Origin of the sequence: Streptomyces sp. NPDC059895, assembly GCF_042731035.1 — a bacterium.
In the GTDB taxonomy this organism is placed as follows: domain Bacteria; phylum Actinomycetota; class Actinomycetes; order Streptomycetales; family Streptomycetaceae; genus Streptomyces.
Window position 1 is genome coordinate 94,577 of the sequence record NZ_JBHWKO010000008.1, and the last position, 26,225, is coordinate 120,801.

Annotated in this window: 20 protein-coding genes; 12 read left to right on the forward strand and 8 right to left on the reverse strand. The window is 73.6% G+C overall.

The genetic code is table 11. From position 1 onward, the window contains the following. Positions 1–94 precede the first annotated feature (94 nt). Complete coding sequence (metF, locus tag ACFV9M_RS12260; RefSeq protein ID WP_385076147.1) at positions 95–1,018, forward strand: methylenetetrahydrofolate reductase [NAD(P)H]; 924 nt, start codon at positions 95–97, stop codon at positions 1,016–1,018. 56 nt (positions 1,019–1,074) lie between these two features. Then, positions 1,075–2,058 carry a hypothetical protein gene (locus ACFV9M_RS12265; protein ID WP_385076150.1) on the forward strand — a complete coding sequence of 328 codons (984 nt, stop codon included), beginning with the start codon at positions 1,075–1,077 and terminating at the stop codon, positions 2,056–2,058. Between the two features lie 127 nt (positions 2,059–2,185). Here the strand turns inward: ACFV9M_RS12265 and ACFV9M_RS12270 are convergent, their stop codons facing one another. The 4 genes from ACFV9M_RS12270 to ACFV9M_RS12285 all read right to left on the reverse strand — a co-directional run bounded on the left by ACFV9M_RS12270 (position 2,186) and on the right by ACFV9M_RS12285 (position 7,960). After that, on the reverse strand, positions 2,186–3,670 hold the full coding sequence (locus ACFV9M_RS12270) for a phytoene desaturase family protein (protein WP_385076152.1): 1,485 nt from the start codon (positions 3,668–3,670) through the stop codon (positions 2,186–2,188). Positions 3,671–4,303: 633 nt separating this feature from the next. Continuing rightward, positions 4,304–4,930: a TetR/AcrR family transcriptional regulator gene (locus tag ACFV9M_RS12275; RefSeq protein ID WP_385076155.1), complete on the reverse strand. Its 627-nt coding sequence runs from the start codon at positions 4,928–4,930 to the stop codon at positions 4,304–4,306. Positions 4,931–4,980: 50 nt separating this feature from the next. Further along, positions 4,981–7,065, reverse strand: a complete 2,085-nt coding sequence (locus ACFV9M_RS12280) for a YhgE/Pip family protein (protein WP_385076158.1) — start codon at positions 7,063–7,065, stop codon at positions 4,981–4,983. Next, positions 7,037–7,960, reverse strand: a complete 924-nt coding sequence (locus ACFV9M_RS12285; RefSeq protein ID WP_385076161.1) for an ATP-binding cassette domain-containing protein — start codon at positions 7,958–7,960, stop codon at positions 7,037–7,039. Before ACFV9M_RS12285 ends, ACFV9M_RS12280 begins: the two co-directional genes overlap by 29 nt. A 170-nt stretch (positions 7,961–8,130) precedes the next feature. On the opposite strand from ACFV9M_RS12285, the gene ACFV9M_RS12290 reads away from it, so the two are divergent. From ACFV9M_RS12290 to ACFV9M_RS12300, 3 genes are all read left to right on the forward strand, one after another. After that, positions 8,131–8,721, forward strand: coding sequence for an SAV_6107 family HEPN domain-containing protein (locus ACFV9M_RS12290; RefSeq protein ID WP_385076164.1), 591 nt, complete (start codon positions 8,131–8,133; stop codon positions 8,719–8,721). Between the two features lie 243 nt (positions 8,722–8,964). Beyond that, complete coding sequence (locus ACFV9M_RS12295) at positions 8,965–9,735, forward strand: methyltransferase (RefSeq protein ID WP_385076167.1); 771 nt, start codon at positions 8,965–8,967, stop codon at positions 9,733–9,735. Positions 9,736–10,012: 277 nt separating this feature from the next. After that, complete coding sequence (locus ACFV9M_RS12300; RefSeq protein ID WP_385076169.1) at positions 10,013–10,411, forward strand: DUF3040 domain-containing protein; 399 nt, start codon at positions 10,013–10,015, stop codon at positions 10,409–10,411. Between the two features lie 401 nt (positions 10,412–10,812). On the opposite strand, the gene ACFV9M_RS12305 is transcribed toward ACFV9M_RS12300, so the two are convergent. The 4 genes from ACFV9M_RS12305 to ACFV9M_RS12320 form a co-directional block, all read right to left on the reverse strand. Continuing rightward, positions 10,813–13,323: a DUF3488 and DUF4129 domain-containing transglutaminase family protein gene (locus ACFV9M_RS12305; RefSeq protein ID WP_385079445.1), complete on the reverse strand. Its 2,511-nt coding sequence runs from the start codon at positions 13,321–13,323 to the stop codon at positions 10,813–10,815. Continuing rightward, positions 13,320–14,696 (reverse strand): DUF58 domain-containing protein, encoded by a 1,377-nt coding sequence (locus ACFV9M_RS12310; protein ID WP_385079442.1) that lies wholly within the window; start codon positions 14,694–14,696, stop codon positions 13,320–13,322. Before ACFV9M_RS12310 ends, ACFV9M_RS12305 begins: the two co-directional genes overlap by 4 nt. Then, a complete protein-coding gene (locus ACFV9M_RS12315; protein ID WP_385079439.1) occupies positions 14,696–15,733 on the reverse strand; it encodes an AAA family ATPase in 1,038 nt (345 codons plus the stop codon). The genes ACFV9M_RS12310 and ACFV9M_RS12315 overlap by 1 nt, the downstream gene beginning before the upstream one ends. 166 nt (positions 15,734–15,899) lie before the next feature. Further along, on the reverse strand, positions 15,900–16,454 hold the full coding sequence (locus ACFV9M_RS12320) for a beta-class carbonic anhydrase (protein ID WP_385079437.1): 555 nt from the start codon (positions 16,452–16,454) through the stop codon (positions 15,900–15,902). Positions 16,455–16,900: 446 nt separating this feature from the next. Here ACFV9M_RS12320 and rsmH point away from each other — a divergent pair, with 446 nt between their 5' ends. From rsmH to murD, 7 genes are all read left to right on the forward strand, one after another. Continuing rightward, positions 16,901–17,905, forward strand: coding sequence for a 16S rRNA (cytosine(1402)-N(4))-methyltransferase RsmH (gene rsmH, locus ACFV9M_RS12325; RefSeq protein WP_385079434.1), 1,005 nt, complete (start codon positions 16,901–16,903; stop codon positions 17,903–17,905). Positions 17,906–17,978: 73 nt separating this feature from the next. Continuing rightward, positions 17,979–18,509 (forward strand): septum formation initiator family protein, encoded by a 531-nt coding sequence (locus tag ACFV9M_RS12330; RefSeq protein ID WP_385079431.1) that lies wholly within the window; start codon positions 17,979–17,981, stop codon positions 18,507–18,509. A 5-nt stretch (positions 18,510–18,514) separates the two neighbouring features. Then, positions 18,515–20,476, forward strand: a complete 1,962-nt coding sequence (locus tag ACFV9M_RS12335) for a peptidoglycan D,D-transpeptidase FtsI family protein (protein WP_385102409.1) — start codon at positions 18,515–18,517, stop codon at positions 20,474–20,476. A 101-nt stretch (positions 20,477–20,577) separates the two neighbouring features. Continuing rightward, positions 20,578–22,272, forward strand: coding sequence for a UDP-N-acetylmuramoyl-L-alanyl-D-glutamate--2,6-diaminopimelate ligase (locus tag ACFV9M_RS12340; protein ID WP_385078431.1), 1,695 nt, complete (start codon positions 20,578–20,580; stop codon positions 22,270–22,272). A 4-nt stretch (positions 22,273–22,276) separates the two neighbouring features. Continuing rightward, on the forward strand, positions 22,277–23,692 hold the full coding sequence (murF, locus tag ACFV9M_RS12345) for a UDP-N-acetylmuramoyl-tripeptide--D-alanyl-D-alanine ligase (RefSeq protein ID WP_385078429.1): 1,416 nt from the start codon (positions 22,277–22,279) through the stop codon (positions 23,690–23,692). Further along, positions 23,689–24,762, forward strand: coding sequence for a phospho-N-acetylmuramoyl-pentapeptide-transferase (gene mraY / locus ACFV9M_RS12350; protein ID WP_385078426.1), 1,074 nt, complete (start codon positions 23,689–23,691; stop codon positions 24,760–24,762). Before murF ends, mraY begins: the two co-directional genes overlap by 4 nt. Further along, entirely contained in the window at positions 24,744–26,168 is a 1,425-nt protein-coding gene (gene murD, locus ACFV9M_RS12355; RefSeq protein ID WP_385078424.1) for a UDP-N-acetylmuramoyl-L-alanine--D-glutamate ligase, read from the forward strand. The genes mraY and murD overlap by 19 nt, the downstream gene beginning before the upstream one ends. Positions 26,169–26,225 lie beyond the last annotated feature (57 nt).

Here is a 26,225-nt window from a genome sequence, read left to right on the forward strand (position 1 = left end):
CGGTCCGTCCCAAGGGATGGACAACATAGCGACAAATCGGGCAAATGACCGAGATCCGGTTGGGTGACCGCCGCCCCCTGGCTAACCTGCGGGTATGGCCCTCGGAACCGCATCCACCAGGACAGATCGCGCGCGCACTGTGCGTGACATCCTGGCCAACGGCAAGACGACGTACTCGTTCGAGTTCTACGCGCCGAAGACCCCGCAGGGTGAGCGAAGCCTGTGGAACGCCCTGCGCAGGGTCGAGGCGGTGGCCCCGGACTTCGTCTCCGTGACCTACGGTGCCGGCGGTTCCACCCGGGCCACCACGGTCAAGGAGACGCAGCAGATCGTCGCCGACACCACCCTCACCCCAGTCGCGCACCTCACCGCCGTCGACCACTCCATCGCCGAGCTGCGCAACATCATCGGCCAGTACGCCGACGCCGGGATCCGCAACATGCTCGCCGTCCGCGGCGACCCGCCCGGCGACCCCATGGGCACGTGGGTGCCGCACCCCCAGGGCCTCACCTACGCCGCCGAGCTCGTCCGGCTCATCAAGGAGTCGGGCGACTTCTGTGTCGGGGTCGCCGCCTTCCCCGAGATGCACCCGCGCTCCGGGGACTGGGACACGGACGTCCGGCACTTCGTCGACAAGTGCCGCGCCGGCGCCGACTACGCCATCACACAGATGTTCTTCCAGCCCGAGTCCTACCTGCGGCTGCGCGACCGGGTGGCGGCGGCCGGCTGCGAGACCCCGGTCATCCCCGAGATCCTGCCGGTGACGAGCCTGCGGATGCTGGAGCGGCTGCCCAAGCTCAGCAACGCCCATTTCCCGGCGGCCCTGAAAGAGCGGATCCTCACAGCGAAAGACGATCCGGCCGCTGTACGCTCCATTGGCATCGACTTCGCCACGGAGTTCTGCGCTCGGCTGCTCGCCGAGGGGGTGCCCGGACTGCACTTCATCACGCTCAACAACTCCACGGCGACGCTGGAAATCTACGAGAACCTGGGTCTGCACCACCCGCCGCGGGCCTAGACCGGTCGCACCGGCGTACGACACACTGCGTAGCGGCCACTGGGAGAGGGGCGTACATGGGCTGGACGGTCCTCTACATCGCGTTCGGCATCGTCGCGCTGTGGCTGCTCGGCGAGGTGCTGCTGCAGTACAAGGCGCGACTGCGCTGGCGGCTGCTGGCGTTCGGCGGCTTCCTCGGTGTCGTGCTGGGCGTGCTGATCCCGTCCGTCGTCGTCATCGGCCTGGGCGCGATCGCCTTCGCGGTCGGCCAGACCTACGTCACCCTGTCGTTCCGCCGCGGCTTCGCGGCGGGCTGGGCCGTCAACCGGCCCGGCGCCGACGGCACCAAGCGCCGCCGCGGCAAGGCCGAGCGCCAGGACCCCACGCTGGAGGTCTCCGACCTGGAGACGGGCGACGCCGGCCCCGCGGCCGGCTCCGACGCCTTCACCCCGGACGGCGCCGCGCCGTTCGGCGCCGACGACCTGTCGTACGGCCAGGACGGAACCGCCTACGACGACGACCGCGACGACGTCTTCACGCCCGCGGCGCGTACCGCCGACCCCTCGGCCGCCGAGACCACCGCCGTCTACGAGCCGCAGCCCCTGCCCGACGACACCGGCTCCTACGGCATATACGGCGACACCCCCTACGCGGCCGCCGACCAGCCCCAGGACCAGTACGCGGCGACCGCCCAGAGCCCCGACCAGGGCTACGGCTACGACGGCTACTCCTCCTACGGGCAGCAGCAGTACGGCTACGACACCTCCGGCGAGCAGCAGTACGCCGCCTACTCCGACCCGTACATCGGCACCCAGACCTACGGCGGGGGCTCGTTCGACGCCGGCTACGGACAGCAGCAGTACGAGCAGCAGGGCTACGGGCAGGACCAGTACGGCACCGGCGGCTACGGGGAGAACCCGGCCGGCGGCGTCTGGGTCCCGCAGCAGCGCAGCACCGACGACCCCCTCGGCGGCGAACTCCCGGCCGAGCAGCCGTACCCCTACCAGGGCGACGGGCACCAGGGGCAGGGGACCGGACTCGACGAGCAGTACCGGTACTGACGGGCACCGCCCATACCGGCACTCACCGCCCATGCCGGCGCTCACTGCCGGTACCGACGATCAGCGCCGGTCCCGGTGCGGCACAGGGGCAGAGGGGGCGTTCACGCTCGGGGAAGGCCCCGCGAGCTCACTGCGAGCCCCGGAACTGCGGTCCCTCCACGATCAGCCCGGACACCAGCGCGCCCGACATGCCCGCGTGCGGCAGACCGCCGCCCGGATGCGACCAGCCGCCCACGGTGAACAGCCCCGCCAGGCCGGTGGGGTTCGCCGGGTGCAGCAGCCGGCCCCCGGCCGCGGCCAGCGCGGGCGCCGGGACGCCCCCGCCCTCGGCGCCCGTCTCCTCCGCGACGTCGGCGGGCGTGCGCACCTCATGCCACAGCAGACGGTCCCGCAGGCCCGGCAACGCCCGCTCGGCGGCGGTGATCACCGCCTCCGCACGACCGGCGGACACCTCCGCCCCGGCGGGGACCACACACCGCAGCACGACCGCCTCATGGCCGGCGTCCGGCACGAGCGCCGGGTCGTCGGGCCGCAATACGGTGACCGTCGGGCGGGCCGGCACGCCCGGTGCCGCGCCGAAGAGGCTCTCCAACTCCCCGTCGCGGTCGTCCGTGTGCACCACCGTCCGGTGCGCGGTCCCCGCCGGGCGCGCGCCGCGCAGCGCGAGCAGCACGGTCAGCCGGCTGGGCAGGCCCCGCTGCGGTGCCGGCTCGCCGTCGCCGCGCGGCGGAACGCCCGCCCCGGCACCGCGCAGGGTGCCGGGCGCGACCACGAAGTCCGCCTCCACGACCGCCCCCCCGGCCAGCTCCACGCCCGCCGCCCGGCCGTCCTTCTCCAGCACCCGGACGACCTCGGCACCGAAACGGAACGCGACCCGGCGGGCCAGGCACCGCTCGTACACCGCGCGGGCCAGCTCCCGCATCCCCCCGCGCACGTACCACAGACCGAAGGCGTGCTCCATGTACGGCAGCACGGCCGCACTCGCCGGGGCGGCCCGGGGGTCGAGGCCGTACGCGAGCGCGTGGCTCTCCAGCAGCGCGGCGAGCCGGGCGTCGCGCAGCTCCCAGGCGCCGACCTCGGCGAGCGTGCCGGCCCGGCGGGTGCGCAGCAGGCGCTTGTGCGGGACCGACGGATAGGGCTCACGCCCGGCCAGCACCGGCCAGTTCGGCCACAGCGGCTCCTCCAGGAGCGGGCGGCGGGTGCGGTCCCAGGCCTCGCGGGCCCGGACCAGGAAGTCGCCCCAGCGCTGCCCGGCCCCCGCCCCCAGTGCCTCCTCCAGGGCGGTGACGACCCCCGCGCGTGAGGCGTTCGGCAGGGACACCGCACTGCCGTCGGCGAACAGGTGCCGTGCGCTCGGGTCGACCTGGAGCAGCTCGACGCACTCCTCCAGCGGCTCCCTGCCGGTCTTGACGAACAGATCGCGCCAGACCGCGGGCAGGGGCAGCAGGCCGGGCCCGGTGTCGAAGGAGAAGCCGTCCCGCTCGAAGCGGCGCACCGCACCGCCGTATGTCTCCGTCCGCTCGTACACCGTCACCCGGTGGCCCGCGACGGCCAGCCGGGCGGCGGCCGCGAGGGCGCCCATCCCGGCGCCGATCACCGCAATCCGTGCCATGCCGGCGACTTTATCGGCCACCACCGACAGTGACGCCGTCGGCCCGTGCGCACCGGGCCGACGGGTGGGTACCGGCACGGGCGCTCTCGTCACCAGACGGCCGGGCCTCGCCGTAGGGGTGAGGACGCAGGTCTGAGTACGGCTACTCAGGCGCGGAGATGAGTACCGACGCGGATGGGGCGCCACCTGCGCGGACGGGAGAGTGGAGGCACGGGAAGGGGCGCGGCTCCGGCACCGCCGGCACGGGGCGGCGGAACGGCGCCGGCCCTCGACCGCTCCTTCCGCCGGCCCTGTCGGCGGAAGCGAGGCACGGGGGAGCGGGGAAACGACCGGACGGGGGAGAAACCGGGGGAAAACCCGGGGAATCGGGGGAACGCCCGGGGAATCGGGGGAACGGGGGAGCACGGGGAGCGCCGGTGTGTGGTGGCCCGCAGGGGACGCGGCCACGACGCACCGGCGCTTTCATGCGCCGGAGCCCGGAGCCCGGAGCCCGGAGCCCGGAGCCCGGAGCCCGGAGCCCGGAGCCCGGAGCCCGGAGCCCGGAGCCCGGAGCCCGGAGCTGGAGCGGGGAGCGGGGAGCGGGGAGTGGGGAGTGGGGAGTGGGGAGTGGGGGCCCGGAGCCTTCCCGCGCCGTCAGCGGTGACCGCTCACGCGCCCCTGCAACAGCCGCGACAGCGCCGCGTGGACGTCGTCCAGGGAGCGCTCCGGCTGGAAGGCCTGCCAGTCCAGGGCGGCCACCAGCACCATGCCGACCAGCGCGGCCGCTGTCAGCGGCACGTCGATCTCGTCGCTGAACTCGCCCTGCTCGATGCCCTCGCGCAGGACTCCCTCCACGACGGCGACCGCCTCCTGCCGCACCACCAGCAGGGTGGACTGCCAGGCCCGGTTGGTGCGCCACAGCTCGGCCACGTACAGCTGGGTGAACGCCGGATACCGGTCGATGAAGACGAGGCCCGCGCGGATCATCGCGTCCAGGGCGTCGACCCGGCTGCCGCCCTCGCGCGCCGTGCGTTCGGCCGCCTCCCTCAGGGAGGCGGTGAGCAGACCCACGCCGTGGCGCAGCAGTTCCTCGAAGAGGACCGACTTGCTCGCGAAGTTGTAGTAGACCGTGCCCTTCGCGACGCCGGCCCGCTCGGCGATCTCGTCCACCGTGGTGGCGGAGAAGCCCTGCTCGGCGATGAGGGTGACGGCCGCCTCGTAGAGCTTCTGCCGGGTGGCCTCGCGGCGGGTGCGGCCGCCCGGCGTGGTGGTGCTGTCCATGCCCCCGATTCTCACAGGTGCCCGGCCGCCCGGGAGCCCCGGCCGCGTGGTCACAGCGTGAGCTCCGGGTGCAGCCGGTCCAGCGTCCACACCTGGCGGCGGCGCGCGGACAGGGCGGTCAGCGCGAGGGCGCCCGCGGTGAAGGCGGTCAGCACCACGCACGCGTGCCACACCGGTTGCAGACCGCCGCCCGTGATGAGCCGGCGCAGCGCCTCGACGACGTAGCTCATCGGCAGGAAGGGGTGGAGCGCGTTGAAGAAGCCGGGGCTCGTCTGCACCGGGTAGGTGCCGCCCGCCGAGGTCAGCTGGAGCATCAGCAGGGCGAGGACGAGGATGCGGCCCGCCGCGCCGAAGCGGGCGTTGAGCCACTGCACCAGGGCCGCGAAGCAGGCCGTCACCAGGAACAGGAAGCCCACCGTCCCGGCCGCCCGTGCCATGTCCAGGCCGATCGCCCAGTGCAGCACCGCCATCAGGGCCGCCGTCTGCAGCACCCCGATCGCCACCACCGGCAGCCAGCCGGCCAGCGCGATGCGCCAGGCCGAGGCGCCCGCCGCGAGCGCGCGCCGGTTCAACGGGGGGATCAGCATGTACGCCACCATCGCGCCCACCCACAGCGACAGCGGGATGAAGTACGGGGCGAATCCGGTGCCGTAGTTGGGCGCCTTGTGCAGGTCCTGGGTCGCGAGCTGCACGGGGTCCGCCATGACGGCCGTGCGCGCGTCGCGGTCCTGCTCGTCGTAGTCGGGGATCTGCTCGGCGCCGTCGTGCAGCCCGCCGGCGAGCTTCACGGAGCCGTCGACCAGCTTGTACATACCGCCGTTGAGGTCCTCGGCGCCGGTCTTGAGCTTGCCGACGCCCTCGTCGAGGTCCTCGGCCCCGGTCTCGGCGGTGCCGAGGCCGGTGTGCAGCTTCTCGGCGCCCGCGGCGACCTTTGCGGCCCCCTTGTCGAGCGCGTTGATCCGGGACACGGCGTCGGCGATGTCCTCCGAGAGGTGCGGGGCGCGGTCGGCCAGTGCCTGGGCCTGCTTCTGGAGCGTGCCGAGGTCGGTGCGGAGCGCCTCCAGGTCGCCGTCCTGGTCGGCGACGAGCGTGTTGACGTCGTCGGCGACCAGCGCGACGTCCGCGGCCGCGTCCCTCGCCTTCTCCAGGTCGGCGCAGGCGGCGTCGGGCAGCACCGCGGTCTCGCACCGCGTGCGGTAGACACCGGCGAGGGTGTCCGAGGCGGCGTGGGCGCTCTCGGCGGCGGCGGGGGCCGTCTTGACCAGGGTGGCGAGGTGACCGCGGATCACCTGGGCGGAGTCGGCGACCAGTTGGGCGGTGCCCCCGATGGTCTTCTCGTTGTCCTCGAGGAACGGCCCGGCCTTGGCGTAGGCCGCGTTGACCTTGTCGGCGAGGGTCTTGGTGCCGTCCGCGACCTTCTGCGCGCCGTCCTCGAGGTCGCCGGCGCCCTTGTCGAGCTTCTTCAGGCCCTTGGCCAGCTTTCCGCTGCCGGTCTTGGCGTCCTTCAGCCCGTCGGCGAGGTCCTGGGAGCCCTGTTCCGCCTTCCCCAGGCCTTTCTGGAGCCGGTCGGCGCCGTCGGCCGCCTCCACCGTGCTGCCGTGGATGTCGGAGAACGAGATGAAGATCCGGTCCAGGAAGGAGCGCGACGCCTTCGTCGACGCGGCCGAGCGCACCTCGCTGAAGACCGTCCGCGAGATCTGCCCGACGATGTAGTTGTTCGCGTCGTTGGTGCGCACCCGCAGGGCGCCGGTCTCGGGGGAGTCGCCCGCGCTGGAGGCGATCCGGCGGCTGAAGTCGGCGGGCATGGTCAGCGACAGGTAGTACGTCCCGTCCTCCACACCCGCGCGTGCCTGCGCCGCGCTCACCTCGTGCCAGTCGAAGACCTCGCTGTCGCGCAGCTCTTCGGTGATGTCGTCCCCGGCGGTGATCCTGCGGCCGTCGGCGGTCGCGCCCTCGTCGTCGTTCACCAGGGCCACGGGGATGCGGTCGAGGCGGCCGTAGGGGTCCCAGAAGGACCACAGGTACAGCGCGCCGTAGAGCAGGGGCAGCAGCAGGAGCGCGACCAGCGCGGCCCGGGAGAGCTTCCCCCGGCCGAAGCGGCGCAGCTCAAGCGCGGCCAGTTTCGGCGAGCGCATCCGCCGGGCCCTCCTTGTCGTCCGTGCTGTCCGTGTCGTCCGTGCCGTCTGTGTCGTTCGTGCCGTCTGTGTTGTTTGTTTCGTCTGCGCTGTCCGTGCCGTCTGTGCCGGGGGGCGCCTCCCGGTCGGCCTTGCCGTCCCGGTCGGGTGTGCCGTCCCGGTCGGCGTCGGCGTCCGCCGGTTCGTGGCGGGGGCCGCGGGTGGCGACCGTGACGGCGCCGTCGGGGGCCTCGCCGCAGACCGCGATCACCGTCGTACCGGCCTCGATGAGGGTCGCGAACAGCGCGTGGACGTCGGCCCGTTCGTCCTCGGACAGCTTCAGATCGGCGTCGTCGACACCGAGCAGCCGCGGCCGGCCGATGAGCGCCAGCGCCACGGAGAGCCGCAGCGCCTCCAGCCGCTCCAGATCGCGTACGGCGGTCCGGGAGCCCTTGGGCAGCGCCTCCGGGTCGAGCCCGGCCGCGGCCAGCGCGGCGTCCACGCACCGCTTCGTCCCGGCCGCCCTCTCCGACCGCGGCCACAGCAGCTCCCGTACGGATCCGGCGAACCGCCGCTCCAGCAGCGCCCGTTCGCGCAGGTGCTCGCCGACGGTCAGGGCCGGGTCGAGGTCGGTGACTCCGGCGACGTGGGCCAGGGCGCTGATCCGGCGCACCGCCGCCAGGTGCCCCGGCAGCCGTGCCGTGCCCACGGTCGCGGTGCCGTGCGTCGATCTCATCCGGCCGGTGAGCGCGAGCAGCAGGCTCGTCCGGCCGGATCCGGACGGGCCCTCGATCACGATCAGCGAGCCGGGCTCCGCGTCGAGACCGACGTCCCGGAACGCCCACCCGCGAGGGCCCCGCAGGCCGAAGCCCTCGGCCGTGACGGCGACTCCGCCTCCGTCCGCGTCCGCGTTCACGGTTCTCCCGTTCCCACTTTTTAAACTGACTGGTCAGTGCAAAAACTAGCCCGAACCTTCGATCGAAGCAAAAGCCCAGGTCAGAACGGATTGTCAGTGGCATACCGCACGATGGGCACATACGGCACCCGTAGCAGGTGTGCCGTCACCCAGACGACAGGAGGTTCGTCATGGCCAGCCACCCCGCAGCAGCCGCCCGTCGGCACCGCGGCACCGGCCCTGCCCCCTCACTGACCGGACCGGCGAGCGATGTGCACCCCGTGCTGCGCCGGACCACGGCCCCGCCCGCCGCCCTCGACCTGCTCGCCCAGGCCCGCGCCGGACTGGACGAGGCGACCGTCCTCGAGACCCCCAACGAGCGGTACGCCACGGCCCACCTCGCGGCCCTGCGCACCGCCGCCGCCGTGCTCGCCGCGCGCGGACGGCCGGAGACCACCCCCAGGCGCCGCGCCCGCATCCGGAGCGCCTGGGAAGTGCTCCCCGAGATCGCGCCCGAACTCACCGAATGGAGCGCCCTGTTCGCCTCCGGCGCCGGGCGCCGCGCCCGGGCCGAGGCCGGCATCCGGGGCGCGGCCAGCCGCCGTGACGCCGACGACCTGATACGCGACGTGGCGATGTTCGTCCGCCTGGTGGAGCGCCTGCTGGCCCTCCACCCGGTCCTGCCCCAGCCCCGCCAGGAGGGAGAGGACCCGGACGTGCCGGGCCCCGGGGGCGGGCCGGACGGGCCGGAGACGGGCCGGGGCATGCCGGACGCGGGGTGAGGAGGACGTGACCCGTGCCGTGCGTACGGCCCGCTCCCGGCGCCGGTGAGCGGGACGCCGGAGCGCGGCCGGCCGGGGGCGCCCGCTCCCGCGACCCGTGCGCACCGCGGTGACCAGGCGCGGTACGGAAGGCAATAGGGTGGAAGACGCCTGAGGCCTTCCCTCTCCCGCAGCCGGGGCCGGGGAGGCACCCCGTTCGCTCCGCCGCGCAAGAGGCGGTGCCGCGCCGAGGAGTCAACTGCCGTGCCGGACCCGATGCGCCCCCGCGCCTCTCTCCGTACCGCCGTGGTCTGGGAAGTTCTCCGGGACGCCCTCGACCGCCGGGTCAAGGCCACGGGACGTGAGTCGCTGGACGTTCTCGACACGGGGGGCGGCAGCGGCAACTTCGCCGTGCCCGCCGCCCGCCTCGGGCACCGGGTCACCGTCGTCGACCCCAGCCCCAACGCGCTGTTCGCCCTGGAGCGCCGCGCCGCCGAGGCCGGCGTCGCCGACCGGGTGCGCGGTGTGCAGGGCGACGCCCACGGCCTCTTCGACGTCGCCGAGCGCGGCGGCTACGACGCCGTCCTGTGCCACGGCGTCCTGGAGTACGTCGACGACCCGGCCGAGGGCGTCCGCAACGCGGTGGCCGCGCTGCGCTCCGAGGGAGTCCTCAGCCTGCTCGCCGCCGGCCTCGGCGGAGCCGTCCTCGCCCGGGCCCTCGCCGGCCACTTCAAGGAGGCCCGCCAGGCCCTCGCCGACCCGGACGGCCGCTGGGGCGAGGGCGACCCCGTGCCCCACCGCTTCACCGTCGAGCAGCTGACCGGGCTGGTCGAGGGCGCCGGCCTCCGGGTCGCCGCCGTGCACGGCGTACGGGTCTTCGCCGACCTCGTCCCCGGCGTGCTCGTGGACACCGAGCCCGGCGCACTGGAAGCCCTGCTGAAGCTTGAGGAGGCGGCGGCCGAGCTGCCCGCCTTCCACTCCGTGGCCACGCAGCTCCATGTGCTCGGTGAGACGCGGGCGACGGACGGGACCTGAGCGCGCTCCCGTGACGCGCCGCTGATCAGCGACTTGGCCGCACATGGAGTACGCCACAGGCCCCCCGTTCGGGCGCTGTGCGCCGTATGATCGAGGGAGACCGCCCGGCATGACGGGTCGGCCGCTGGGGAATGGAGTTGTCAGCGGACCGGGACGTCCATGGAGGGCTCCGGTTGGCCAATTGGCGTAGAGGGGCGGGTTTCACGGGGGCGATTCCCTGCCTATCCTGAAGGGACCCCCCGGGTCGCCCCGGCGACTGCACGATGAGGAGGACTCCGTGCCGCTCTCGGAGCACGAGCAGCGCATGCTCGAGCAGATGGAGCGAGCGCTGTACGCCGAAGATCCCAAGTTCGCGTCGGCGCTCGAGGGAAGCGGGCTGCGTACGTACACCCGGCGGCGGGTCTACCAGGCAGTCGCAGGCTTCCTGGTGGGTATCGCGCTCCTCATGGCCGGTATGGTCGCCAAGCAGGTCTGGCTCAGCGTGGTGGGATTCCTCGTCATGCTGGGATGCGCGGTTCTCGCCGTGACCGGCTGGCGCAAGGCCCCCAAGCCCGGTGAACAGCCGACGGGAGCTCCGCACGCTCGCGGTCAGGGACGGGCGAAGCGCTCCATGATGGACCGCATCGAGCAGCGCTGGCAGCGCCGCCGTGACGAGCAGGGTGGCCACGGCCACTGAGGTTCGGCCCCGGCGTCCGGCAGAGCCGCACAGCTCGTGCCACGACATCGGTGAGGGGGTGACCACCCGGCCGGGTGGTCACCCCCTCACCGATGCGCTCACCCCGCCGCCACTGCCCGGCCCAGCCGGCCCCGCCCGCCCGGCGGCCCTGCCCGCCCCGCAGCAAACGGCCTCCGGGAGCATCACGCCCCCAGCGTTCGGCCCCCGCCCCCGGATCACTCCCGGGACGGGGGCCGAACGCAGCGCTCCCCGGTGGCCCCGCACCGAGGAACCACCGCCGCTCCCACCGGTCAACCGCTCGTAGCGGCCCGCGGGACTCAGGAAGCTCACCGCCTCCCACCGGCCCGCCGGGCTCAGAGCGCCCGCCGCCCGCCGTTCCTCTCGGCGCGCGCCGGGCGCTGTCAGCCGCCCTCGTGTCCGGACGGTGATGCGCGGCGGGTCAGGGACGCCCACCGGGCCGCCCCGGCCGCCCGCAGGGCCGTCCACCGGTCCGTGAGCTCCCAGACCGCACGGACGGCCGAACGCGGTGCCAGCACCGCCCGCAGCCGTGTGCGCCGGCCGGCCCGCGCGCGCAGCGCCGCCCACACCTCGCGCACCTCGTCGGCCAGGCCCGCCTCGGCGCGCGGCTCCGGCGCGTACAGCACCTGCTCCACGGCGCCCGCGACCCGGTGCACCGAGCGGGCCGTCGCCTCGTCCAGCTCGCCGAGCCGGACGATCCGCTCGGCCGCCCGGCGGGGCGTCAGCGCCTCGTCGGGGGCGATGCCGTAGTCCCAGGCCGTGTCCGTGAGCTCCCGCCACACCGCCAGCACATGCCCGGCGGCCGCCTCCGCGGCCTCGTGCGACGGCACGTCCGGCAGCACCGCAGGACCGGTCCCGGCGCCGGGACCGTGCCCGCCGCCGGCCCCGCCGGCCTCGCGGGCGCCCGCGCCGGTCGCGGCGGACCCGGTGTGCCGGGCCGACGCCAGCCGCACCGCGCGGCGTCTGCGCCGCCACAGCATCGGCAGCAGCGGAAGCATCAGGGCCGCCGCCCCCAGCAGGGTCCAGCCGGCGGTCCGGTACCACGGGGTGCCGGCGCCGCCCTGCTCCGCCGGGTCCTGCGGCAGCGCGCCGGCGCAGCCGTCGAGCTGCCGGTCGACCGCCGAGCAGCTCGTGCTCTCCGACGGCTCCGCCGACGGAGACGCGTCCGCCGGGGTGGAAGCCTGCGGCAGCTCCGGGACGGCGTCGCCCGACACCTCCGGGACGGTGTACGAGGGCGTCGTGCCCCGCGTCGGGGTCGGCTCGAAGCGGGTCCAGCCCACCCCCTCGAAGTACAGTTCCGGCCAGGCGTGCGCGTCCTTCAGGCCCACCGCCACCGATCCGTCCCCCTGCGGCGTACCGGGCGCGAAGCCCACCGCGACCCGGGCCGGGATGCCCAGCGTGCGCGCCATCGCCGCCATCGCGAACGAGAAGTGCACGCAGAAGCCCTGCTTGTCACGGAGGAACCGGGCTATCGCGTTCGTGCCGCCGCCGACGTCGACCTCGGTGTCGTACTCGAAGCCGCCCGTCACCGCGAACCAGTCCTGCAGCGCCACCGCACGCTCGTAGTCGTTCGCCGCACCCTCGGTCACCGCACGGGCCGTGCGCTCCACCACCGCGGGGAGCGAGTCCGGCACCTCGGTGTACTCGCCGCGGATCGCCCCGGGGGCCTCCGGCGCCGAGGCCAGCTGCCGCGCCGTCGGCCGCACGTCGAGGCTGTCGACCTGGTACGTCTTGCCGCGCGTGGTCTCGCCGTGGTCGCCGACGAGGGCCATGCCGACCGGTTCGTACCGCCAGTTGCCGTTGATCCGGACACCGCTCGGCGGGTACGGCATCGGCAGCCAGTCCTGGGCGTACCAGTCGGCGGCCGCGACCCGGGTGGTGATCTGCGAGTGCTTGACGTCAGAGCCCAGGCCGGTGGGCGTGGGCAGCTCGTCCGGCACGGCGACGATGGTCCGCTTCGACGGCTTCCACGTGGTGCCGTCGAAGTCGTCCAGGGAGACGATCCGCAGGTACAGCTCCGAGACGTCGGCGGAGCTGGTGCGCAGGGTCAGGACCGTGCGGTCCTCGTCCACGTTCAGACTGTCGCGCAGGGACACCAGCGGGTTGACCGCGGAGATCGTGCCCCCGCTGCCGCTGCCCGCCCCCACTCCGGTGCCGGCGCCGTCCAGCAGCCCGCCGTCGATCGCGGGCAGCGGCAGCAGCGGCACCACCAGGGCCACGCCCAGGGCGACCGCGCCGATCCGCCGCCCGGTGCGCACCGGGGCCACGGGGGCGGACGGTCCCCCCGCGGCGCGCGGGCCGCCCCCGAAGACCCGGCCCCACTGCGAGAGCCGCTCCCGGCCCTCGGCCAGCAGCAGCATCAGGTATCCCGCGGCGGCGACCAGGAACCACACCCAGTCGGCCGCTCCGTCGGACAGGCCCGCGGCGATCGAGTACAGCGCGAGCAGCGGCAGGCCGGCCGGGGCCGCGTTGCGGTAGGTCACCGCGAGGGTGTCCACCGCCAGCCCGATCACCAGCACACCGCCGACCAGCATCAGCCGGATGCCGTCGGACAGCGGTGCCGGGATCGCGTACCGCCCCACGTCGTCCGCGCCCGCCCGCAGGAGGTCGGCGAAGTGCTGGAACGTCTCCGGGCCGGGGACCAGCCCGGCGAGGGCGTACTCCCGGGCGAAGACCACCGTGAGCAGCACCAGTGCGACCAGCACCTGGGCCAGGACGGTCAGCGGCCGGGCCAGCGGGATCCGCCGCGCCGCCGCGCCCGCCAGCGACTGGACGGCCAGCAGGAACGCGGCCTGCAAGACCCAGGCCAGACGGTCGACCAAGGGCAGCAGGGCGCTCGACGCCGCCAGCGTGGCCGCCGCCGAACACAGGGTGAGCCGTGCCCGCCCGCTCATGCCCCCGCCCCCCTTCCGCTCGTCCCGCCGCCCGCCGTCACCACACCGGAGCGCTCGCCGTCCGCCCGGCGCCACAGCTCGCCCAGCGAGGCGCCCCGCGGCACGCTCAGGGCCGTCCACCCCGCCTCGCGCAGCATCCGCAGCCGCTCCTGTGTCCTGTTCATCGGATCGGACCCGGCATTCGGTTCACGCCCCCAGCCCTCACCGTCCAGCAGGAAGGCGACCGCGCCCCCGCTGCGCCGGCGCATCCTGGCCGCGACCGCGGCCTGCTCCTCGTCGAGATCCCCGAGGAACGCCACCAGCAGCCCCTCGTTGCCGCCGCGCAGCACGTCGTAGGCCGGCGACAGACCGGTGCCGTCGGAGTGGTCGATCACCGCGAGGGTGTCCATCATCAGCCCGGCGGCGTCCGCCGACCCCTGGCTCGCCCCAGCGAACCCGTCGGCGCCCTCGCCGGGCACCGAGTCGCCCGTGTCGGTCAGCAGCCGCACGGAGAAGCCCCGCTCCAGCATGTGCACCAGCACGGACGCGGCGGCCGAGACCGCCCACTCGAAGCCCGAGTCGGGGCCCGCGCCCCGGAAGGCGAGCGCGCGGGTGTCGAGGAGCACGGTGCAGCGCGCGCGCTGGGGCTGCTCCTCGCGGCGCACCATCAGCTCGCCGTAGCGGGCCGTGGAACGCCAGTGCACGCGCCGCAGGTCGTCGCCGTAGCGGTAGCCGCGCGGGATCACGTCGTCCTCGCCGGCCAGCGCCAGGGAGCGCTGCCGCCCGTCGCCGTACCCCTTGGCCTCGCCGCCGAGCCGGACCGGCGGCAGCGGCTCCACACACGGGGTCACCGTCAGGGTGTCGTACGTCGAGAAGGAGCGGGTCAGCTCGCACATGCCGAACGGGTCGTTCAGCCGCAGCTGGAGGGGGCCCAGCGGGTAGCGGCCGCGCAGGTCGGAGCGGACCCGGTAGGACACCTCGCGGCGGCCGCCCGGCTCCACCCGGTCCAGCACGAAGCGGGGGCGCGGGCCGAGGACGTAGGGCACCTGGTCCTGGAGCATCAGCAGGCCCGTGGGCAGCCGGGAGACGTTGTCCATGCGCAGGTGGACCCGCGCCTCGCTGCCGGCGGGCACCCGTGCGGGGGACAGCCGGCGGCTGCCGGAGACCCGGTAGCGGGTGCGGTAGACCACGGCCGCGCAGACCAGGGGCAGCGCGGCCAGCAGCAGCCCCACCCGCAGCAGGTCGGGCTGCCCGAGGACGTAGGCGCAGACGGCGGCCGCGATGCCGGCGGCCAGGAAGGAGCGGCCGCGGGTGGTGAGGCCGGCCAGCGCGGTGCGGGCACCGCCCCGCTCGTCGTGCCCGGCCTCGCCCCGTCCGGTCCCGCCGGAGGCCATCACAGCCTCCGCGGCGGCTGCTGGTCGAAGGTCCGCGCGCCGGCCCCGTGGCCGTAGCCGCGCTGCTGCCCGGGGGCCGCGGGCACCGGTGTGCGCTGGAGGATCTCCTCGACGACCTGTTCGGCCGTGCGGCGGTTGAGCTGGGCCTGCGCGGTGGGCAGCAGACGGTGGGCCAGGACGGCCACGGCGAGCTGCTGCACGTCGTCCGGCAGCGCGTAGTCCCGGCCGCCGAGCGCTGCGGACGCCTTCGCCGCCCGCAGCAGGTGCAGCGTCGCGCGCGGCGAGGCACCGAGTCTGAGGTCGGGGTGGGTGCGGGTGGCGGCGACCAGGTCGACCGCGTACCTGCGGACCGCCTCGGCGACGTGCACCCCGCGGACGGCGTCGATCAGCTTGACGATCTCGTGCGCGTGCGCCACCGGCTGGAGGTCGTCCAGCGGGCTCGCCCCGCCGTGCACGTCGAGCATCTGCAACTCGGCCTCGGGGCTCGGGTAGCCGATGGAGACGCGCGCCATGAAACGGTCGCGCTGGGCCTCGGGCAGCGGGTAGGTGCCCTCCATCTCGATCGGGTTCTGCGTGGCCACCACCATGAACGGGCTGGGCAGCTCGTAGGACTGCCCGTCGATGGTGACCTGGCGCTCCTCCAGGGACTCCAGCAGCGCGGACTGCGTCTTGGGCGAGGCGCGGTTGATCTCGTCGCCGATCACGATCTGCGCGAAGATCGCGCCCGGCTTGAACTCGAAGTCGCGGCGCTGCTGGTCCCAGATGGACACGCCGGTGATGTCCGACGGCAGCAGGTCGGGCGTGAACTGGATGCGTCGCACCGAACAGTCGATGGAACGCGCCAGCGCCTTCGCCAGCATCGTCTTGCCCACGCCGGGGACGTCCTCGATCAGAAGATGCCCCTCGGCGAGCAACACGGTCAGCGAAAGCCGTACGACCTCGGGCTTGCCCTCGATCACTCCCTCCACCGAACTGCGGACACGCTCCACAGTGGCGGTCAGATCAGTGAGGCTCGCTCGATCGTCATAGGTCGTCACCCGGCCCTCCTCGGCCCGTTCCTCCGGGCCGACGCTGCGCGGACCGGCCCACCCCGAAACACGGGCACCACGCGGGGAGCCCCGCGTGACACCACTCCCGCATTCTTGCCGCCGTTACCGATTCGTGTCACTCGCCTGTGGACAACTGACAGCGATATGTCAGGTCTCAGGACGTTTGGCCCGGGTCGATCTCGCGCAGCAGGCCCGTCCTCACGTCGAAGACAAAACCGCGCACGTCGTCGGTGTGCTCCAGGAACGGCGAGGTGCGCACCCGCTGCATCGACTGCCGTACGTCCTGGTCGACGTCCTGGAACGACTCCACCGCCCACGCGGGACGCTGGCCGACCTCCATCTCCAGTTCGTTGCGGAAATCCTCGGTGAGCGTCTCGAGGCCGCAGCCGGTGTGGTGGATGAGCACCACGCTGCGGGTGCCCAGCTTGCGCTGGCTGATGGTGAGGGAGCGGATCACGTCGTCGGTGACGACGCCGCCCGCGTTGCGGATGGTGTGACAGTCGCCGAGTTCCAGGCCGAGCGCGGCGTGCAGGTCGAGCCGGGCGTCCATGCAGGCCACGACCGCCACCCGGAGCACGGGGCGGGCGTCCATGCCGGGGTCGGCGAACTCGGCGGCGTACCGCCCGTTCGCCTCGACCAGGCGGTCGGTGACGGTGCCGCCGCCTATGGCGGCTTCGGACTCGACGGGTACGGATGCAGAAGTCGTCATAGCCATGACGTTACTGGTCACCGGCGTCCCGGGCCTGTCGTGAGAAGGGAAAAAGCCGTCATCACCTCTCACCTGTGAGGTAAGCCACAGGAGGGAGCGTGCCGCGGCCGACCGGGTGAAATCCGCCCGCACACCGCTTGGCGCCCGGGCCGGCCCGCGACGCGCAGGCCGGTTGATTGACCGCGAGACAGGGTGGACTAAAGTGGCGCGAAGCGGGAGGCGACGATCTTCCCGCTGGTGAATTCCCCGTGAGACCCCGGCGCGGCAGCCGGAGATCTCCCCGCGTGCGCGGCGCGTACGTACGGCTCGGCCTCCTCCCGCTCCCGGCCGGCTGACGCCTGAGGCGCCGGCGGGCCTCCCGTCACCGGGGGTACCCCCGCGTCCGCCGGGGAGCGTGGGGAACCGGCGGTGCGGACGGGCCCGCCGGATCTGAGAGGGCCCAAGAGGTGGAGGGGCGCGAAGCGCATGCGAACGAGGGCGAAGGCGCGCGACCGGAGGGACGGACCCGGCACGTCCCGGTGATGCTCCGGCGGTGCCTGGATCTGCTGGCCCCCGCCCTGGAGCGGCCCGGAGCGGTCGTCGTCGACTGCACCCTCGGTCTCGGCGGGCACAGCGAGGCCCTGCTCACCCGGTTCCCCGACGTCCGGCTCGTCGCCCTCGACCGCGACACCGAGGCGCTGCGCCTGTCCGGCGAGCGGCTGGCGCCCTACGGGGACCGCGCCACCCTCGTGCACGCCGTGTACGACGAACTGCCCGAGGTGCTGGAGCGCCTCGGCAGCCCGCGCGTGCAGGGCGTGCTGTTCGACCTCGGGGTCTCCTCCATGCAACTCGACGAGGCCGAGCGGGGCTTCGCCTACGCCCAGGACGCCCCGCTCGACATGCGCATGGACCAGACGACCGGCATCAGCGCCGCCGAGGTCCTCAACACCTACCCGCCCGGTGAACTGGTGCGCATCCTGCGGGCGTACGGCGAGGAGAAGCAGGCCAAGCGGATCGTCTCGGCGATCGTGCGGGAACGGGAGAAGGAGCCGTTCACGCACAGCGCCCGGCTCGTCGAGCTGATCCGGGGCGCGCTGCCCCAGGCCGCCAAGCGGACCGGCGGCAACCCCGCCAAGCGCACCTTCCAGGCCCTGCGCATCGAGGTCAACGGTGAGCTCGCCGTGCTGGAACGCGCGATCCCGGCCGCGGTCGGCGCCCTCGCCGTCGGCGGGCGGATCGCCGTGCTGTCGTACCACTCGCTGGAGGACCGGCTGGTCAAGCAGGTGTTCGCGGCCGGAGCCGCCTCCACCGCGCCGCCCGGACTGCCGGTCGTGCCCGAGCGCTACCAGCCGCGGCTCAAGCTGCTCACGCGCGGTGCCGAACTTCCCACCGAGGAAGAGATCGCCGAGAACCGGCGCGCGGCTCCGGCCCGGCTGCGCGGGGCCGAGCGCATCAGGGAGGCCGTTGAGTGACGGGCGTGAGGCGGGCACGCCGGGGAACACCCCGGCCCGAGTGGGTTCGTGACTCCGACCCAGGGGAGGGCGAGTGAGCAGGAAACCCGAACTGAGGGGGAGGGCCGCCCGGCTCGCGCGTCTCTTCCCGGCGGGCCCGCGCCAGGCCGCCCGCACCCCCTTCGTGCTGCTCGTCGTGCTGCTCCTCGGCGGCGGCCTCATCGGTCTGCTGGTGCTGAACTCCGCGCTCAGCGAGGGGTCGTTCCGGATGGACGACCTGGAGAAGGAGACCAAGGCCCTCACCGACGAGGAACAGGCGCTCCAGCGGGACATCGACTCCTACTCGGCCCCGGACGCCCTCCAGCGCCGCGCCCGTGAACTGGGCATGGTGCCCGGCGGAGACCCGGCCTTCCTCGACCCTGACGGCACCGTGAAGGGCGTCCCCTCCGCCGCCCCGCGGTCCTCGGCGGACCCCGCCATGGCCGTACGGCCCCCGGAGGTGATCGCCGACGACCTGTCCGCGGTGACCTCCGCGTCCGACGCCCCGTCCCCGGCCGCCGCGGCCGACCCCTACCCGGCGGCGGCCGCGCCCACCACAGTCCTTCCCCCGACCCCCGGCAGGTGACGGAAGTGTCCGACAGGCAACCGCCGCGCCGGCGCGTGCCCGGCCCCGCCCGGCCCCCGCGGCCCGCCGCGGCCCGGCGCCGCCCCGGGCCCGGTGCCCGCCCGGCCCGCCGGCCGGCCGCGCCGCGGCCCGCCGCTCCCCGTGTCATCCGGCTCGGCAGCCCGCGGCCGCGCCGGCGGATGGTGGGCCTCGCGCTGACGCTGGTGCTGGCCGCCTTCGTCGTGCGGCTGCTCCAGGTGCAGGCCGTCGACGCGAGCACGTACGCCGCCGCGGCGGAGCAGAACCGGTACGTCGGACAGGTGCTGGCCGCCGAGCGCGGCGAGATCACCGACCGCTCCGGCGTGGCCCTGGCGACCAGCGAGGACGCCTACGACATCACCGCCGACCCGACGATGTTCGCGCGCAAGCAGCTGAAGATCGACGACGGTCCCGAGCAGGCGGCCGCGCTCCTCGCGCCGATCCTCGGCCAGGAGCAGTCCGACCTCGTCGCGAAGCTGCGGCCGGAGGACGAGGACGCCCGCTACGCCAAGCTGGCCAGCCGCCAGACCCCGCAGGTCTGGAAGCAGATCAAGGACCTGAAGTCCGCGCTCGCCACCAAGGCGGAGACGGACGGCTCCACGGTCAACGTCCTCGCCGGCGTCTTCTCCGTCCCCAGCAGCAAGCGCGTGTACCCCAACGGTGACATCGCCGCCGGGATACTCGGCTGGGTCAACGCCGACGGCAAGGGCGGCGGAGGCGTCGAGCAGCAGCTGAACGCGACGCTGACCGGCAAGGACGGCAAGATCCGCTACGCCCAGTCCGGCGGCCGCCAGGTGCCCACCGCGGGCTCCACCGAGACGCCCGCCGTGCCCGGTTCCGACGTCGAGCTGACGATCGACCGGGACATCCAGTGGGCCGCGCAGAACGCCATCACCGAGCAGGTGGAGGAGTCCAAGGCGGACCGCGGCTACGTCGTCGTCCAGGACACCCGCACCGGCGAGATCCTCGCCATGGCCAACTCGCCCGGCTTCGACCCCAACGACCTCTCGGACGCCGACCCCGCGGCGCTCGGCAACGCGGCCCTCCAGGACGCCTACGAGCCCGGCTCCACCGCCAAGGTCATGTCGATGGCCGCGGTGCTGGAGGAGAACGCCGCCACCCCCCTGACCCACGTCACCGTGCCCAACCGGCTGCACCGCGGCGACCGGCTCTTCCAGGACGACATCGACCACCCGACCTGGTACCTCACGCTCAACGGCGTGCTCGCGAAGTCCAGCAACATCGGCACCATCCTGGCGACCGGCCAGCTGGGCGAGACGCAGTCCGAGGCGAACGAGGTCCTCTACTCCTACCTGCGCAAGTTCGGCATCGGCAGCTACACCGGGCTCGGCTTCCCCGGTGAGACCAAGGGCATCCTCGCGGCGCCCGACGCCTGGTCCACCTCGCAGCAGTACACGATTCCTTTCGGCCAGGGCGTGTCCATCAACGCCGTGCAGGCGGCCTCCGTCTACTCGACGATCGCCAACGGCGGGGTCCGTGTCGAGCCGACCCTGGTGCGCGGCACCAAGGGACCCGACGGACGCTTCACCGCGGCCGAGGCCCCGCAGAAGACCCGGGTGGTCAGCCAGAAGACGGCCAAGACCCTCGCCCAGATGCTGGAGTCGGTCGTGGACGACGAGGAGGGCACCGGCACCAAGGCGCGCATCCCCGGCTACCGCGTGGCGGGCAAGACCGGCACCGCCAACCGCGTGGATCCGGCCACCGGCAAGTACAACGGCTACACCTCGTCCTTCGCCGGGTTCGCGCCCGCCGACAACCCCCGCGTCACCGTCTACTGCGCGATCCAGAACGCCACCGAGGGCAGCTACTTCGGCGGCCAGATCTGCGGTCCCGTCTTCAAGCAGGTCATGGAGTTCACCCTGAAGTCCCTCCAGGTGCCCCCGACCGGGGCGAAGGCCGCGAACCTCCCGGTCTCCTTCACCCCCTGAGCCCTCCCGGGCGCCCCTCGCCCGGGCCGCCCCCGACCCGTGAGCCCCTCAGCCCGTCCGCCCGCCCGTGTTCAGCGCCGAACCAGCCAGGAAACCAGCCCGTGACCATGATCACCCCCGATCCCGGGAACCACGCCCCGACCGGGACCCCGCCCCGGCCCTCACTTCGCCCGCAGGCGGGTACGCCCGGTACGCTCACCGCCGTGCCACACGCTGATCAGTCCCAAACCACCCAGAAGGGCGCTTCCGTGACATATCCGGGGCCGCCGCGACCGGTTCAGGTCTCCGCCACCCCCCTCGCGGAGCTCGCCGATCAGCTGGGTGCCGCCACGCCGCAGGGCGCCGCCGAGGTCACGGGCATCACCCACGACTCCCGCGCCGTCCGCCCCGGCGACCTGTACGCCGCCCTCCCGGGCGCCCGCCTGCACGGCGCCGACTTCGTCACCCAGGCCGCGGGCCTCGGCGCGGTCGCCGTCCTGACCGACCCGACCGGCGCCGAGCGCGCCGCCGCGACCGGTCTGCCGGTGCTGGTCGTCGACGACCCGCGCGGGCGCATGGGCGAACTGGCGGCCGCGATCTACGGCCACCCCGGCCGCGACCTGCTCCAGATCGGCATCACCGGCACCTCCGGCAAGACCACGACCGCGTACCTCGTCGAGGGCGGCCTGAAGGCCACCCGCACCACGGACGACGGCGGCGGGCGCCGGGTGGGACTCATCGGCACCGTCGAGATGCGCATCGGCGACGAGCGCATCAAGTCCGAACGCACCACCCCCGAGGCCACCGACCTCCAGGCCCTCTTCGCGGTCATGCGCGAACGCGGCGTCGACGCCGTGGCGATGGAGGTCTCCAGCCACGCCCTGGTCCTCGGCCGGGTCGACGGCTGCGTCTTCGACATCGCCGTGTTCAACAACCTCAGCCCGGAGCACATGGAGTTCCACTCCGACATGGAGGACTACTTCCGGGCCAAGGCGCAGCTCTTCACGCGCGCACGCAGCAGACTCGGCGTGGTCAACCTCGACGACGAGTACGGCCGCAGGCTCGCCGCCGGGGAGGCCGAGGTCCCGGTCGTCACCTTCTCCGCCGAGGGGCACCCCGACGCCGACTGGCGCGCCGAGGACGTCCGGATCGGCCCGCTGGACTCGACGTTCACCGCCGTCGGCCCGCGCGGTGAGCGGGTCGCCGCCAGGTCGCCGCTGCCCGGCCCGTTCAACGTGGCCAACACCCTCGCCGCGATCGTCGCCCTCTCCGTGGCCGGCCTCGACCCGCAGGCCGCCGCCGACGGCGTCGCCGCCGTACCGGGCGTGCCGGGCCGGCTGGAGCGGGTGGACGCCGGGCAGCCCTACCTCGCGGTCGTCGACTACGCGCACAAGACGGACGCCGTCGAGTCCGTCCTCAGGGCGCTGCGCAAGGTCACCAAGGGCCGGCTGCACATCGTGCTCGGCTGCGGCGGCGACCGCGACACCACCAAGCGCGCGCCGATGGGCGCCGCCGCGGCCCGGCTCGCCGACACCGCCGTACTCACCTCCGACAACCCCCGCTCCGAGGACCCCCTCGCGATCCTCGCGACCATGCTCCAGGGCGCCGCCTCCGTGCCGGCCCACGAGCGCGGCGAGGTCCAGCTCTTCGAGGACCGGGCCGCCGCGATCGCCGCCGCCGTCGGCCGCGCGCGGCCCGGCGACACCGTGCTGGTCGCGGGCAAGGGCCACGAGCAGGGCCAGGACATCGCCGGTGTGGTCCGTCCCTTCGACGACCGCCAGGTGCTTCGCGAAGCTATCCAGAAGACCCAGGGATGAACTTGTGATCGCCCTCTCCCTCGCCGAGATCGCAGCAGTCGTCGGCGGGCAGACGCACGACATACCGGATCCGACCGCGCGAGTCACCGGGCCGGTCGTCCGGGACTCCCGCGAGGTGGAGCCCGGCAGCCTCTTCGTCGCCTTCGCCGGCGAACGCGTGGACGGCCACGACTTCGCCCGCGCGGTCGTGGAGGCGGGCGCGGCGGCCGTACTGGCCTCGCGCCCCGTCGGCGTGCCCGCGATCGTCGTGGACGACGTCCAGGCGGCGCTCGGCGCCCTCGCCCGGCACGTCGTGCGCACGCTCGGCACGACGCTCGTCGCCCTCACCGGCTCGGCCGGCAAGACCAGCACCAAGGACCTCATCGCGCAGGTGCTCCAGCGCAAGGCGCCGACGGTGTGGACGCCCGGCTCGCTCAACAACGAGATCGGGCTGCCGCTGACCGCCCTGTCCGCCACCGAGGAGACGAAGTTCCTCGTGCTGGAGATGGGCGCCCGCGGCATCGGCCACATCCGCTACCTCACCGGCCTGACGCCCCCGAGGATCGGGCTCGTGCTCAACGTCGGCAGCGCCCACATCGGCGAGTTCGGCGGCCGCGAGCGGATCGCGCAGGCGAAGGGCGAACTGGTCGAGTCCCTGCCCGCGGCGGGCGACGGCGGCGTCGCCGTCCTCAACGCGGACGACCCCCTGGTCCGGGCCATGGCCTCCCGCACGGCCGCGCGGATCATCCTGTTCGGGGAGTCCGACGAAGCGGACGTACGCGCCGAGAACGTACGACTCACGGACAGCGGACAGCCCTGCTTCAGGCTTCACACACCCTCCGGTGCAAGCGATGTGACCATGCGCCTGTACGGTGAGCACCACGTGTCGAACGCGCTCGCCGCGGCCGCCGTCGCCCATGAGCTGGGCATGTCCGCGGAAGAGATCGCCACCGCGCTCTCCGAGGCGGGCTCCCTCTCCCGCTGGCGGATGGAGGTCACCGAGCGCCCGGACGGCGTGACGATCGTCAACGACGCCTACAACGCGAACCCCGAGTCGATGAAGGCCGCCCTGCGTGCGCTGGCGGCCATGGGCACGGGGCGCCGTACGTGGGCGGTGCTCGGCAAGATGGCCGAGCTCGGGGACGAGGCGCTCGCCGAGCACGACGCGGTCGGACGGCTTGCCGTCCGGCTCAACGTCAGCAAGCTCGTCGCGGTCGGGGGCAGGGAAGCCGCCTGGCTGCAACTGGGCGCATATAACGAGGGTTCGTGGGGTGAGGAGTCGGTGCACGTGTCCGACGCACAGGCGGCGGTCGACCTGTTGCGCAGCGAGTTGCGCCCGGGAGACGTCGTACTCGTGAAGGCGTCCCGTTCGGTCGGCCTCGAGAGCGTCGCGCAGGCGCTGCTCGCGACCGGTGCCGAGGGTGAGGTCGCTGCCCGATGATGAAGCAGATCCTGTTCTCGGGTGTCATCGGTCTCTTCCTGACCCTGGTCGGCACGCCACTGCTGATCAAGCTGCTCGCGCGCAAGGGATACGGCCAGTACATCCGTGACGACGGCCCGCGCGAGCACGCCAGCAAGCGCGGTACGCCGACCATGGGCGGTATCGCCTTCATCCTGGCGACCGTGGCCGCGTACTTCCTGTCCAAGGTCATCACCGGCCAGACGCCCACGTACTCGGGTCTGCTGGTGCTCGGCCTGATGGTCGGCATGGGCCTGGTCGGCTTCCTCGACGACTACATCAAGATCGTCAAGCGGCGCTCGCTGGGTCTGCGGGCCAAGGCGAAGATGGCCGGCCAGCTGATCGTCGGCATCGCCTTCGCAGTGCTCTCGCTCCAGTTCGCCGACGCCCGCGACATCACCCCCGCCTCCACCAAGCTGTCGTTCATCACGGACTTCGGCTGGACGATCGGCCCGGTGCTGTTCGTCGTCTGGGCGCTGTTCATGATCCTCGCCATGTCCAACGGCGTGAACCTCACCGACGGTCTGGACGGCCTCGCCACCGGCGCCTCCGTGCTCGTCTTCGGCGCCTACACGTTCATCGGCGTCTGGCAGTTCCAGGAGTCCTGCGCCAACGGCGAGACCCTGACCAACCCCAACGCGTGCTTCGAGGTGCGCGACCCGCTGGACCTCGCGGTCGTCTCCTCCGCGCTGATGGGCGCCTGCCTGGGCTTCCTGTGGTGGAACACCTCGCCGGCCAAGATCTTCATGGGCGACACCGGTTCGCTGGCGCTCGGCGGTGTCCTCGCGGGCCTGGCGATCTGCTCCCGCACCGAGCTGCTGCTCGCCATCCTGGGCGGCCTGTTCGTCCTCATCACCATGTCGGTGGTCATCCAGGTCGGCTCGTTCCGCCTGACCGGCAAGCGCGTCTTCCGCATGGCACCGCTCCAGCACCACTTCGAACTCAAGGGCTGGTCCGAAGTCCTCGTCGTGGTCCGCTTCTGGATCATCCAGGGCATCTGCGTCATCGTCGGACTGGGTCTCTTCTACGCGGGATGGGCAGCAGAAAAGTGACCGACTGGCAGGGGAAGCACGTCACCGTCGCCGGGCTGGGCGTCTCCGGCGTCCCGGCGGCCAAGGTGCTGCACGGGCTCGGCGCGCGGGTCACCGTCGTCAACGACGGCGACGACGCACGCGCGCGTGCCCAGGCGGCCGAACTGGAGTCGCTCGGCGTCACCGTGCGCCTCGGCGACGGGGCGACCCTGCCCGAGGGCACCGAGCTGATCGTCACCGCCCCCGGCTGGAAGCCGGACAAGCCGCTCTTCACGGCGGCGCACGAGGCCGGGGTGCCGGTCTGGGGCGACGTCGAACTCGCCTGGCGCCTGCGCGGCCCGGACGCGGCCCCCTGGCTCGCCGTCACCGGCACCAACGGCAAGACCACCACCGTCCAGATGCTCGCCTCCATCCTCCGGGCGGCGGGCCTGCGCACGGCGGCCGTCGGCAACATCGGCGTCTCGCTGCTGGAGGCGGTCCTCGGCGAGGAGGAGTACGACGTCCTCGCCGTGGAGCTCTCCAGCTACCAGCTGCACTGGGCGCCCTCCCTGCGCGCCCACTCGGCCGTCGTCCTCAACCTCGCCCCCGACCACCTCGACTGGCACGGCTCCATGGAGGCGTACGCCAAGGACAAGGGCCGCGTCTACGAGGGCAACCGGATCGCCTGCGTCTACAACGTCGCCGACAAGGCCACCGAGGACCTGGTGCGCGAGGCGGACGTCGAGGAGGGCTGCCGCGCCGTCGGGTTCACGCTCGGCACGCCCGGACCGTCCCAACTCGGCGTCGTGGACGGCATCCTGGTCGACCGCGCCTTCGTCGAGAACCGGCAGGAGAACGCCCAGGAACTCGCCGAGATCTCCGACGTGAACCCGCCGGCCCCGCACAACATCGCCAACGCCCTTGCCGCGGCGGCCCTCGCGCGCGCCTTCGGGGTGCCCGCCAGGGCCGTACGGGACGGCCTGCGGGCCTTCACCCCGGACGCCCACCGCATCGCCCACGTGGCGGACGTGGACGGCGTCGCCTACGTCGACGACTCCAAGGCCACCAACACCCACGCGGCGGAAGCCTCGTTGGCGGCGTACGGGTCGATCGTGTGGATCGCGGGCGGACTCGCCAAGGGCGCGGCCTTCGACGAGCTGGTCGCCCGGTCCGCCGGGCGGCTGCGCGGGGTCGTCCTCATCGGTGCCGATCGGGCGCTGATCCGCGACGCCCTCGCGCGACACGCCCCGGAAGTACCCGTCGTCGACCTCGACCGGGCCGACACTGGGGCGATGCTCGCGGCTGTCCAGGAGGCCCGGCGCCTCGCCGTCGAAGGCGACACGGTGCTGCTCGCCCCGGCCTGCGCCTCCATGGACATGTTCGCCAACTACAACCAGCGCGGTGACGCGTTCGCGGAAGCGGTCCGCGGACTCGGCGCGGGCGCCTGACGGCGGGTTCCGGCCGCGGCGGTTGCTCCGGGACCCTTGGAGGGACGCGTGACTCGG

What these genes read in the sequence shown, in the direction of transcription:
- metF (WP_385076147.1), top strand. Translation starts at nt 95, where the DNA reads ATGGCCCTCGGAACCGCATCCACCAGGACAGATCGCGCGCGCACTGTG.
- ACFV9M_RS12265 (WP_385076150.1), top strand. Translation starts at nt 1,075, where the DNA reads ATGGGCTGGACGGTCCTCTACATCGCGTTCGGCATCGTCGCGCTGTGG.
- ACFV9M_RS12270 (WP_385076152.1), bottom strand. Translation starts at nt 3,670, where the DNA reads ATGGCACGGATTGCGGTGATCGGCGCCGGGATGGGCGCCCTCGCGGCC.
- ACFV9M_RS12275 (WP_385076155.1), bottom strand. Translation starts at nt 4,930, where the DNA reads ATGGACAGCACCACCACGCCGGGCGGCCGCACCCGCCGCGAGGCCACC.
- ACFV9M_RS12280 (WP_385076158.1), bottom strand. Translation starts at nt 7,065, where the DNA reads ATGCGCTCGCCGAAACTGGCCGCGCTTGAGCTGCGCCGCTTCGGCCGG.
- ACFV9M_RS12290 (WP_385076164.1), top strand. Translation starts at nt 8,131, where the DNA reads ATGGCCAGCCACCCCGCAGCAGCCGCCCGTCGGCACCGCGGCACCGGC.
- ACFV9M_RS12305 (WP_385079445.1), bottom strand. Translation starts at nt 13,323, where the DNA reads ATGAGCGGGCGGGCACGGCTCACCCTGTGTTCGGCGGCGGCCACGCTG.
- ACFV9M_RS12310 (WP_385079442.1), bottom strand. Translation starts at nt 14,696, where the DNA reads ATGGCCTCCGGCGGGACCGGACGGGGCGAGGCCGGGCACGACGAGCGG.
- ACFV9M_RS12320 (WP_385079437.1), bottom strand. Translation starts at nt 16,454, where the DNA reads ATGACGACTTCTGCATCCGTACCCGTCGAGTCCGAAGCCGCCATAGGC.
- mraY (WP_385078426.1), top strand. Translation starts at nt 23,689, where the DNA reads ATGATGAAGCAGATCCTGTTCTCGGGTGTCATCGGTCTCTTCCTGACC.
- murD (WP_385078424.1), top strand. Translation starts at nt 24,744, where the DNA reads ATGGGCAGCAGAAAAGTGACCGACTGGCAGGGGAAGCACGTCACCGTC.